Source organism: Pseudomonas sp. Sample_10 (assembly GCF_004321495.1).
Taxonomy (GTDB): Bacteria; Pseudomonadota; Gammaproteobacteria; order Pseudomonadales; family Pseudomonadaceae; genus Aquipseudomonas.
This window is the reverse complement of sequence record NZ_RCOE01000079.1, coordinates 1-11,329: the sequence shown is the minus strand read 5'-3', so window position 1 is coordinate 11,329 and position 11,329 is coordinate 1. Positions and strand designations below refer to the sequence as shown.

10 protein-coding genes are annotated in these 11,329 nt (G+C 58.6%); 2 read left to right on the top strand and 8 right to left on the bottom strand.

Going from position 1 to position 11,329, the window contains the following annotated elements:
• Window positions 1-6: 6 nt before the first annotated feature.
• From D8U18_RS07360 to D8U18_RS07345, 4 genes are all read right to left on the bottom strand, one after another.
• Entirely contained in the window at window positions 7-978 is a 972-nt protein-coding gene (locus D8U18_RS07360) for a TRAP transporter substrate-binding protein (RefSeq protein ID WP_056852881.1), read from the bottom strand.
• Between the two features lie 59 nt (window positions 979-1,037).
• Window positions 1,038-1,946, bottom strand: coding sequence for an SMP-30/gluconolactonase/LRE family protein (locus D8U18_RS07355; protein ID WP_131107370.1), 909 nt, complete (start codon window positions 1,944-1,946; stop codon window positions 1,038-1,040).
• Between the two features lie 55 nt (window positions 1,947-2,001).
• Window positions 2,002-2,826, bottom strand: a complete 825-nt coding sequence (locus D8U18_RS07350; protein WP_130904765.1) for an NAD(P)-dependent oxidoreductase — start codon at window positions 2,824-2,826, stop codon at window positions 2,002-2,004.
• A 307-nt stretch (window positions 2,827-3,133) separates the two neighbouring features.
• Window positions 3,134-4,405: an OprD family porin gene (locus tag D8U18_RS07345; protein WP_131107371.1), complete on the bottom strand. Its 1,272-nt coding sequence runs from the start codon at window positions 4,403-4,405 to the stop codon at window positions 3,134-3,136.
• 236 nt (window positions 4,406-4,641) lie between these two features.
• On the opposite strand from D8U18_RS07345, the gene D8U18_RS07340 reads away from it, so the two are divergent.
• Entirely contained in the window at window positions 4,642-5,262 is a 621-nt protein-coding gene (locus D8U18_RS07340) for a TetR/AcrR family transcriptional regulator (RefSeq protein WP_056852877.1), read from the top strand.
• Between the two features lie 15 nt (window positions 5,263-5,277).
• Here D8U18_RS07340 and D8U18_RS07335 read toward each other — a convergent pair whose 3' ends face one another.
• From D8U18_RS07335 to hydA, 4 genes are all read right to left on the bottom strand, one after another.
• Complete coding sequence (locus D8U18_RS07335) at window positions 5,278-6,294, bottom strand: RHS repeat-associated core domain-containing protein (RefSeq protein WP_131107369.1); 1,017 nt, start codon at window positions 6,292-6,294, stop codon at window positions 5,278-5,280.
• Window positions 6,295-6,448: 154 nt separating this feature from the next.
• Window positions 6,449-7,723 (bottom strand): NAD-dependent dihydropyrimidine dehydrogenase subunit PreA, encoded by a 1,275-nt coding sequence (gene preA, locus D8U18_RS07330; protein WP_131107368.1) that lies wholly within the window; start codon window positions 7,721-7,723, stop codon window positions 6,449-6,451.
• Window positions 7,724-9,091 carry an NAD(P)-dependent oxidoreductase gene (locus D8U18_RS07325; protein WP_131107367.1) on the bottom strand — a complete coding sequence of 456 codons (1,368 nt, stop codon included), beginning with the start codon at window positions 9,089-9,091 and terminating at the stop codon, window positions 7,724-7,726. It abuts the gene before it with no gap.
• Window positions 9,092-9,256: 165 nt separating this feature from the next.
• A complete protein-coding gene (hydA, locus tag D8U18_RS07320; protein ID WP_131107366.1) occupies window positions 9,257-10,696 on the bottom strand; it encodes a dihydropyrimidinase in 1,440 nt (479 codons plus the stop codon).
• A 538-nt stretch (window positions 10,697-11,234) separates the two neighbouring features.
• Here hydA and D8U18_RS29010 point away from each other — a divergent pair.
• The coding region (locus D8U18_RS29010; protein WP_241664309.1) for a hypothetical protein at window positions 11,235-11,329 on the top strand (95 nt) is incomplete at its 3' end.

The following is an 11,329-nucleotide window of genomic DNA, read 5'->3' as shown; positions in this document are numbered from 1 at the left end:
GGAGGGTTACTGAACGGCTTCGATGCGCTTGATCAGGTCGGCGTAAGGCGCGCCGTATTTTTCGCGAACCGAGGCGGTTGCTTCGTAGAAAGGTTTTTTGTCGACGGTGATGAACTCGACCCCGGCAGCCTTGAGCTTTTCTTCGCTGCTGGCGGATTTTGCATCCCACAGGGTGCGTTCCTGGGCCTGCGCGGCTTTGGCGGTCTTCTTCACCAGGGCCTGTTGTTCCGGCGTGAGTTTGTTCCAGGTGATTTTCGACATCACGATCGGCTCAGGCAGGATCAGGTGGCCGGTCAGGCTGTAGAACTTGGCGTTCTGGTAGTGGTTGTGTTCGAGCAGCGTCGGCGGGTTATTTTCCGCGCCGTCGATCACCCCGGTCTGCAAGGCGCTGAAGATTTCGCCAGTGTCCATCGCAATACCGTTGCCGCCCATGGCGTTGATGGTTTCGATGAACATCGGGTTGCCTTGAACGCGGATCTTCATGCCCTTGAGGTCTTCCAGGCTGCGGACCGGTTTCTTGGTGTAGATGTTGCGGGTGCCGCCATCCATCCAGGCCAGGGCCACCAGGTTGAATTCGGAGTTGGTGATTTTGTCGAGGATCTCGTCGCCGACTTCACCGTCGATGACCTTGCGCATGTGCGCCTGGTCGCGGAACACGAACGGCATGTTGAACACGTTCACATCCGGCACCACCGGCCCGACGATGCCGAGGCTGACCCGGGCCATCTGGATGGCGCCGACCTGGGCTTGTTCGACCACTTCTTTTTCCGAGCCGAGCACGCCGCCGGCGAACATCTTGAAGGTCAGTTTGCCGTCGCTGTCGGCCACCAGGGTTTTACCCAGTTGCTCTTCAGCCACGACGGTCGGATAACCGGCGGGATGAATGTCGGCAAATTTGATTTCCAGTGCGTGGACGGCGCTGCTGAGGGTGAAGGCGAGTGGGAGTGCAGCGGCGAGCAAGGTGCGTTTGAAGTTCATGGGGGTGTCTCCAGTTTTGTTGTTTTTTTTATTCAAGGCACAGCGGTGCAGCAGAAGCGTCAGCTTATGAATCCGGTTGGCGAGGGGTTGAATGGGGGTTCGGGCAAGCCTCTGACACCAGCGTCGAGAGCAAACACGCCGCCGGCCAGGGACTGGTCGTCATGGTCGTCACCCGGGCGAATCGAGGTCACGAACAAGGTGTCCAGACGACTGCCACCGAAGGCGCACATGGTGGGTTTTTTCACCGGTACGCTGAGTGAGCGGTCAAGACGGCCGTCAGGGGTAAAACGATGGATCAAGCCGGCGTCGTTGGCGCAAATCCAGTAGCAGCCGTCGGCATCCACCGCCGCGCCGTCGGGGCGTCCGTCGAAGTGGTTCATATCGACGAACACTCGGCGGTTGGACGGTGTGCCACTGACGGTGTCGTAGTCGAAGGCCCAGATCAATTGCACGTTGGGGTGCGAATCCGACAGGTACAGGGTCTTGCCGTCCGGGCTGAAACCCAGGCCATTGGGCACGATGAAGCCGTTCAGTTGTGCCTCGAGCGGCCCACGCTGCCCGGCGCTGTAGCGATAGAGCGCACCGTCGGTCGCATTGGCGCCCATGTTCAGCACCATGCTGCCGGCCCAGAAACGTCCCTGGCGGTCGCAGCGGCCATCGTTGAGGCGCATGTCGGGGCGGGCGTGATCGACGACAGCCAGTAACTCGCTGTCGAGGCTGCCGTCGTTGTGCGTGTGCAAATGGAAGAAGCCGCTCTCCATGCCGGCGACCCAGCCACCGTCGCGATGACGGGCGATGCAGGCAAGCATTTCCGGGGTTTTCCAGGCATGGACGTGCCCGGTATCGGCGCTCCAGCGTTGCAGGCCACCGGCAGGAATATCGACCCAGTACAGGGCATTTTCCTCGGGGACCCACACCGGGCTTTCACCGACGGCGTTACGGGCATCGACAATCAATTCGGCTTGCATGGCAACTCATTCCCTTGGGTTTTTGTTGTGGGATCAAGTGGTAAGCGTTCTGGCTTCAGTCACCGAACGGGCCGGCTGCGCAAAAAGCACCGCCCTGATAGACCCGCGCCGGATCATCAGCGGCCGGCATTGGCTGCGCTTCGATTTTTTCGCGGAACACTTCGGAGCTGTCCTGTGGGACGTAGCCCAGGTGGGCGGCGTAGCGGTTGTCCCACCAGATGTCTTTGTTGTCGGACATTCCGTACACCACGGTGTGACCGACGTTGGGGGTGTACAACGCGCGTTCGAGCAATTGGGTCAGATCGTCGAAGCTCAGCCAGGTGCTCATCATCCGGCGGTTATGCGGCTCCGGGAACGACGAGCCGATGCGCACGCTGACGGTCTCGATGCCATAGCGATCGAAGTAAAACGTGGCCATGTCTTCGCCGTAGGACTTGGACAAGCCGTAGTAGCTGTCCGGGCGACGAGGCGAGTGGGCATCGATGACTTCGTCTTGCTTGTAGAACCCGATAACGTGGTTGGAGCTGGCAAAGATCACGCGTTTGACGCCATGCCGGCGTGCCGCTTCGTAGATGTGGAACACGCCGCAGATGTTGGCGCCGAGGATCTGCTCGAACGAGTGCTCGGTGGACACGCCACCGAAGTGCAGGATGGCGTCCACGCCTTCGACCAGTTGATGCACGGCTTGCTTGTCGGCGAGGTCGCAGGGCACCACTTCTTCGCGGTCATCGATGGCCGGGGCGATCTCGGCGATATCCGACAGGCGAATGACGTTGGCATACGGGCGCAGGCTTTCGCGCAAGACTTTGCCCAGGCCACCGGCGGCGCCGGTCAGCAGCAGGCGATTGAAGGGCGTTTGGGCGGTTGCAGTGGTCGTCATGGGAATCCCTGAACAAGCGGTTATTGTTATTGGTTCGTTGTAGGTTGTCGTACGACTACGCAGGAGTATCGTTAGGCTTTCTGTATCTTGTCAACGCGACTTTGGTGGAAATTGACGGAGGGTTAAATCGGCATCCATTGATCCTGTGGCGAGGGAGCTTGCTCCCGCTCGGCCGCAGAGCAGTCTTGAACGCAGACACAGCGGGACTATTGGAAGTTTGCAGGGGGCCGCTGCGCGACCCAGCGCGAGCAAGCTCCCTCGCCACAGTCCCTCGCCACAGTGCTTCTGTGCCTGCAATCAATCTCCCTTACAACAACGAAATCGGATAGCTGATGAACAAGCGGTTCTCATCGAATTCGTTGGTGCTGAAACTCTTGCGGATGCTCGCGTTGCGCCATTTGACGTTGAGGTTCTTCAACGGCCCGCTCTGCACCGTGTAGGCCAGTTCCGATTCGCGACCCCATTCCTTGCCGTCAGTGACGGTGCCGGTGTGCACGTTGTCGCCGCTGATGTAGCGGTTCATCAGGGTCAGACCCGGAACGCCCAAGGCGACGAAGTTGTAGTCGTGACGTACCTGCCAGGATTTTTCCTTGGCGTTGTCGTAGCTGGAGTTGTAGCTGTCGTTGGCCAGGGTGCCGCCGCTGGTGCCGTTGACGCGCATCCACGCATCGTCACCGCTGAGTTTCTGCAAGCCGACATAAAAGGTATGGCCACCGTACTTGGCCGAGAGCAGGGCGAATGCAGTCTTGTTGTCGAGATCACCCGCCAGCGCGCTGCCGTCTTCCTTGCCGATGAAGTAGCCAAGGTTGGCACCCAGGGTCCAGGCACCGATGGGTTGACTGTGGCTCAGGTTGAAATACTGCTGTTGGTAAAGGTCGCTGAGTTCGGCGTACCACACGCCGACCTGGGTGCGCTTTTCGTTGAACGCATATTCACCACCGCCGAAGTTGAAGCGGTCGGAACTGAAGGCCGCCGATCTGCCGTTCATGAACATGTCTTCCATGCTCGCATCGTTGCGCGGACTGTTCTGGCGGAACTGGCCACCGTAAAGGGTCAGGCCGCTGATTTCGGTGGAAGTCACCTGGCCGCCCTGGAAGGTTTGCGGCAGCGAACGACCGTCGTCGGAGCGCAGGATCGGCAGCACCGGCATCCACTCGCCGACTTTCAACTCGGTTTTCGACACTTTGCCTTTGAGCGCTACACCCAGGCGCCCGAAGTTATCGGCGGGGCGGCCGTCACTGTGGATCGGCAGCAGTTGCGTACCACCGGTGCCTTTGCCGCCGTCGAGCTTTTGCGAGTACATCCCCAGCACGTCCACACCGAAGCCGATCGGGCCTTGGGTAAAACCGGACTTGGCGTCGAGGATGAAGTTCTGCGTCCACTCTTCGGCCTTGCCCTGAGGATAGGCAGGGTTGGTGTAGTTACGATTGAAGTAGGCATTGCGCAGGTTCAGCGTGGCTTTGGCGTCATCGGTAAAGCCTTCGGCCTGGCTGGTCATGGGCAGGGCGAGGGCCAGGCTGCTGCAACCGATCAGGCTGAGGGTGTGGCGACGGGCGAAGGTGGGGCGTGAACTGCGGATGGACGAATTGCGCGCGTGTTTGCTCACTGTGACGTTCCCTTTCTTTTTTGTTTTTATTGTTTGTCATACGTCGTCGTACAACATTGACGGCGATTATTTACGGGACGTTTCAGAGTTGTCAATCGGAAGTTATACGATGACTTGCGCAGCTGATGGGAGGTTGTTCTCGTTTTGCCCTGTCGCCCCAAGCCAGAGCGGGTGATAGTCTTGTTTAACGCTGTTGTCAGGGAGCCCTTATGGGCAATCACAAGATCGAGATTCGTCGCAGTAACGTCGAGAAAATCCTGCTGGGGGCCGAAAAGGTCTTCGCCGAGAAAGGTTTCGGCAGCACCGCCATGGCCGATATCGCCGCCGAAGTAGACCTTCCGCGCTCCAACCTGCACTACTACTTCAGCACCAAGACCGAGTTGTACAGCGCGGTGTTGTTCGACCTGCTGGAAGTCTGGAAGCAAGACGCGCTGTGCTTCGAGATGTTCGACGACCCACGCGTAGTGCTCAGCAGCTACATCCGCGCAAAAATGAACCATTCGCGCAGCCGTCCGTATGGCTCGAAAGTCTGGGCCAACGAAATCATCCACGGTGCGCCGACCTTGGGCGTAGCGCTGGATGCGAGCCTGTATGACTGGGCCAAGATGAAAGAAGCGAAGATCCGCCAGTGGGTGGACGACAAACGCATCCTGCCGGTGGAGCCTTCAAGCCTGCTGTACATGATCTGGGCCTCGACCCAGCACTACGCCGACTTCGACCACCAAGTGAACATCCTCAATGACCATCAGCCGCTGTCGGACATGCAGTTCGAGCGGGCGATACAGACGGTGACCGGCGTGATTTTGCGGGGGATCGGGTTGGAGCCGTAAATCAAATGATAACAATCAAACTGACGACGTTGAGCTACTGCCTGACTGCCTTATATTGGCAACTTGAGCCTCATGATAGTCCACGCTGGTTTTTTTGATGTGGAGTATTACTCCATTAGATTTTTCGGTGATGAGTTGCTTGGCGGTGGCGGTCGTGGCGGATTGAACTTGTTTTTTGTGTGAAAGCAGTAATTCCACCTGTTCGCGGGTGGCCACTGTTTTTATGTTGTGCGTCGACTTAAGTTCGTCAAACCTTCTTCCGGCTTGTAGCAGGCTTCCCTCTTCGAGCGAAACGGTGATCCCGTTTGCGGGCATTTTAGTTTTAGGCAAGGGGAGGGTAAGTTGCGCCAACTCGGGCGTTAAAATTTCGGCGGTTGGCATTGGTCGTGGAGCTGAGCTGATCGCCTGCCTGTTTCGGCTGATGGTGGAAGAAGTGGGTCTAATGGTTTTGAGCGCATTGTTGGTACGCGTCTGAGTAATACTGGTTTTTGCAAAGGCTTTGATTAACTCTTTTATGTTGCCTGTCGGGTCAAAGTAATTGATCGGATTTCCCTCACAATACATATATGCATTGATGCCACCTTTACCAAAAGGACTTAACACATCCGGGCTGTTGAAACGCATCAACACCGGATTAAAAACTCGTGTGCCCTGTCCCAGCGGATAGTGACCGGTGACAGGGTCGGGACACTCACCGTTAAATCCAATCAAGCGACTTAAACCACTTTCCGTAGGGTGATGGCCGTAAGCGGTGTAGGCCACTTGCTGCTCTGCGGTCCGTAGCAGTGAATGGGCCTGATCAGTCGCCAACAGTTTGGTTTCTGAAACGCCCGCTGCATTGTGTTGCTGCGCCAGCGGTTGAATTTCATAACGGAAGATTGTTCGCTGTGTCTGCTGCCCCAACTCGGTAATCAGGTGGTTCGCTTGGTAGAAGCGCTGTGTGCTAACTGTTTCCACAAGCCCCATGCCTATGAGCCGGTCCAGCGGGTCGTATACGTAGCGACACAAAATCTTCAATGATGAGACCTGCATGACACCGTCCTCGCTGGCGAACTGAATGTGTACCAGCTTCGAAGATATTTCGTATGGCGTCTACTAGCAGAACTGATAGGTCGAGGGCCTTGAGGTCTGCGCTGTTGCTGCTGACGCCATCGCGGGCTTGCCCGAGATGGCGTCCCCACTGCATTCAAGGACTGACATGATACGGATTCCGCGGATCATGGTTCCAGTCCAGAAACGGCTTGCCGCTGTCCACGGGCACCATCTCGATACAATCCTGCACCGGGCAGGTGATCTGGCATAGATTGCAACCCACACATTCTTCATCAATCACTTCATAACGATGGGTCCCGTCGGGATTTTTCAGGCTGGCCACGGCCTGGTGCGAGGTGTCTTCGCAGGCGATATGGCAACGACCGCAACCGATACAGGCCTGCTGGTCGATTTTGGCAATCACTTGATAGTTGATGTCCAGGTATTTCCAGTCCGTGGTGTTGGCCACCGCGCGCCCGGAAAACTGCGCGATGCTGGTGTAGCCCTGACTGTCCATCCAGCGCGACAGCCCGTCCTTCATCTCCTCGACAATCCGGAAACCGTGGAGCATCGCCGCGGTGCAGACCTGCACCGAACCACAGCCCAACGCGATGAATTCCGCGGCGTCGCGCCAGTTGCCGATACCGCCGATGCCACTGATCGGCAGGCCATGGGTCTGCGGGTCGCGGGCAATTTCGGCGACCATGTTCAGGGCAATCGGCTTGACCGCCGACCCGCAATAACCGCCGTGGGTGCTTTGGCTGCCGACCATGGGGTTGGCGACCATGCGCTCCAGGTTGACGCTGGTGATGGAGTTGATGGTGTTGATCAGCGACACCGCATCCGCACCGCCACGGTGAGCCGCGCGGGCGGCGACGCGGATGTCGGTGATGTTCGGCGTGAGCTTGACGATCACCGGCAGCGAGCAATACGTCTTGCACCAACGGGTGACCTGTTCGACGTATTCCGGCACCTGGCCGACCGCCGCACCCATGCCGCGTTCCGGCATGCCGTGGGGGCAACCGAAGTTCAACTCGATACCGTCGGCGCCCGTGGCCTCCACCAGCGGCAGAATGTGTTTCCAGGACTCTTCGACGCAAGGCACCATCAACGACACGATCAATGCGCGGTCCGGCCAATCCTTTTTCACTTGGGTGATTTCCCGCAGGTTGATCTCCAGCGAGCGGTCGGTGATCAGTTCGATGTTGTTGAAACCCAGCACTTCACGGTTCGGCCCGAAATGCGCCGAATAGCGTGACGATACGTTCACCGCCGCCGGGTCTTCACCCAGGGTTTTCCAGACCACACCGCCCCAGCCCGCCTCGAAGGCGCGGACCACGTTGTAAGCCTTGTCGGTCGGCGGCGCGGAGGCCAGCCAGAACGGATTGGGCGACTTGATGCCAGCGAAGACAATCGACAGATCGGCCATTTACGCAGCCTCCACGTTGAGCATCAGTTGAGTGTTGATTGCTTCGGCGGCGCGCTTGCCGTGTTGCACCGCTTGTACGGTCAGGTCCTGGTCGAGGCTGGTGCAATCGCCACCGGCATACACCCCGGGAATGCTGGTGCGCAGATTTTCATCGACTTCGATGCGCTCGCCCTGACGCTTGAGTTCACGGGCTAATGGGTCGGCGAGGGCGCTGCCGTCAAAGGCCTGGCCGATGGCTTTGAAGATCGCGTCGGCGGCCAGCTCGAATGTTTCGCCGGTGGTTTGCAGGCGTCCTTCGACCAGATGGGTGCGGGCGAAACGCATGCCGCGCACCCGGCCAGCGTCATCGAGCAGCACTTCTTGCGGTTGGGCCCAGGTCAACAAGCGCACTTGATTGGCCTTGGCGATGTCTTGCTCGTGGTGGGTGGCGCCCATGTCCTCGACGCCACGGCGGTACACCAGGTTGACATCGTGAGCACCGAGGCGGGCCATTTGCACGGCCATGTCAATGGCGGTGTTGCCTGCGCCGAGGACGATGCAATGCTCGGCAAGCGGTAGCTGGGTGAGGTCATCGGCCTGGCGCAGTTCGCGGATGTAATCGGTCGCGGCCAGAAGCCCCGGTGCGTCTTCGTGGGCCAGCCCCAGTTGCTTGCTCGCTGCCAGACCGAGGCCGAGAAACACCGCGTCGAATTGTTGATGCAGCTCGCTCAGGCTCAGGTTGTCACCGAGTTTTTGTCCGTGACGGATTTCGATGCCGCCGATCTGCAGCAGAAAATCCAGTTCCTTTTGCGCGTAGTCGTCCACCAGTTTGTACTTGGCGATCCCGTATTCGTTAAGTCCGCCAGCCTTGTCCCGGGCCTCGAAAATGACCACGTCATGCCCGTGCATGGCACTGCGGTGCGCACAGGACAGCCCGGCCGGACCGGCGCCGACCACGGCGATGCGTTTGCCGGTTGCGGCGGCGCGGGGGAACGGGTGCTCACTGAAGTGCGCGTTGTCCACGGCATAGCGCTGCAACAGGCCAATCAGCACTGGCGCACACTCTTGGGCGTTGTTGCGCACGCAGGCTTGCTGGCAAAGGATTTCCGTCGGGCAAACCCGGGCGCAGCTGCCGCCGAGAATGTTGGCCGAGAGGATTTTCTGCGCCGCACCTTGCACGTTTTCCTGCTGGATATTGCGGATGAACGAAGGAATATCGATCTCGCTCGGACAGGCGTTCACGCACGGCGCGTCGTAGCAATACAGGCAGCGCGAGGCCTCCAGATGCGCCTGGCGATCATTGAGCGGGGGCGCCAGATCGGTGAAATGGCCGGCGAGGGCGGCGGCGCTCTCAGCGGGGTGCGGGAGATGGTCGAGGGTCTTGATCACGGTTTCTGGCCTCACGGTGAATTGAGGTGCTGCCTCTGAACGGGCACTGTTCTTTGTTTCACCCTGTGGCGAGGGAGCCTGCTCCCGCTGGGTGGCGAAGCCGCCCCAAATGCGGCCTGCTGCGCAGTCCAGCGGGAGCAAGCTTCCTCGCCACAGGGAATCGGGTCAGCGTTTCACTGGCGTGGGCTGATTCAACTCCGCCCGCTTGCTCAGCAAATCAAACACCGCCGGATACGCCGGCCGTTCGATATAGCGCCCGGCACCCCGTTCTGCGCGCAGGTCGCCATCGGCCCAGACCACGCGTCCCTGGCTGATGGTATGGCTCGGCACGCCGCGCACGGTCTTGCCTTCGAAGATGTTGAAGTCGACCTGCTGGTGATGGGTCTTGGCGGAAATGGTCCGCGTGCCCTGCGGGTCCCACAGCACCAAATCGGCATCGGCGCCGACCCGGATCGCGCCTTTGCGCGGATAGAGGTTGAAGATCTTTGCGGTGTTGGTGGACGTCAGCGCGACGAATTGCTGCATCGAAAAGCGCCCGGTATTCACACCTTCATCCCACAGCACCGCCATGCGGTCTTCGATACCGGCCGTGCCGTTGGGAATTTTGCTGAAATCATCCTTGCCCGCGGCTTTTTGCTCGGCGCAGAAACAACAGTGGTCGGTGGCGGTCGTGTGCAGGTTGCCCGCTTGCAAGCCATGCCAGAGCGCCTCTTGATGACCCCGAGGGCGGAACGGCGGACTCATCACGTAGCCAGCGGCGGTCTGCCAGTCCGGGTGCTGATAGACGCTGTCGTCCAGCAACAAGTGCCCGGCCAGCACTTCGCCGTAGACCGGTTGGCCCTTGGCCCGGGCGTAGGTGATTTCATCGAGGGCTTCCTTGGTCGAGACATGCACCAGATACAGCGGCGTGCCGAGGGTTTCGGCAATGCGGATCGCCCGGCTCGCGGCTTCGCCTTCAACTTGCGAAGGGCGCGACAGCGGATGCGCTTCCGGCCCGGTCATACCCTGGGCCATCAGTTTGCGTTGCAGGTGATAGACCAACTCACCGTTTTCGGCATGCACGGTGGGCACTGCACCCAATTCCAGGCAGCGCTCGAAACTCGCCACCAGGGTGTCATCGGCGGCCATGATCGCGTTCTTGTAAGCCATGAAATGCTTGAAGCTATTGACTCCATGGTGGATCACCAACTCAGCCATCTCTTCACGGACCTGCTCGCTCCACCAGGTAATGGCCACATGAAAGCCGTAGTCGGAGGCTGACTTCTCGGCCCAGCCACGCCACTGATGGAACGCCTCCATCAAGGACTGCTGCGGATTGGGAATCACAAAGTCGATGATCGACGTGGTACCGCCGGCCAGTCCCGCCGCCGTGCCACTGAAGAAGTCTTCGCTGGCCACGGTGCCCATGAAGGGCAGTTGCATGTGCGTGTGCGGGTCGATGCCGCCGGGCATCAGATACTGGCCGCTGCCATCGAGCATTTCTGCACCTGCAGGAATATCCAGGTTTTCGCCGATGGCCTTGATTACGCCGTCTGCGCAATACACGTCGGCGCGATAACTTTCATCATGGGTAATAACGGTAGCGCCACGGATCAACAGAGACATTCCGAGTTCCTCGCAGGCAATGACCGGCTGATACCGGTTCTAAGTGTTTTATATGAAACGAGTGCTGAAAGGGCTATTCCTGTCAGCGCTGTCAGGATTAAACGCTAGCTGCAGTTTATGGAATCGGCAAGAATATTTTTTATAAGCTTATTCCTTTCATAACTATATGAAAAATATAGGTTTAACTTGAAATTCACCAAAATGGTGAGGCCGCTCACCATTTTGACGCACTTGACAGGATCTAAATATGGTCAAGATTTCTTATGTGAAATCAGCTGTTTGAGATTGGTCTATGGTGTATGCGCGACTTTGAAAAAAAATTCACGCACCAGATTGAGTCCTGACTGTTCGGACAACTTGCCTGGCATTCGGCCTGAGTGGCACGGCACATACTTCATTCAGTCAATAAAACCGATAAACATCAGTTGGTTGCAAAGTGTTATGGAACTGCCCGATGCGCAAGCGGGGCACTCGGCACGTTTATTGATTCCGCCAGTCCCTGATGAGCAACAATAATCAAAAAAACAGTGGAGCGGCCATGCAACAGATCAGATCGCAAGTGACCGAGCGGGACGGCTTGTTCGAGCTCGAAGCCGGCAGCGATGTCCTCGACAGTCCCCGTTACAACCACGA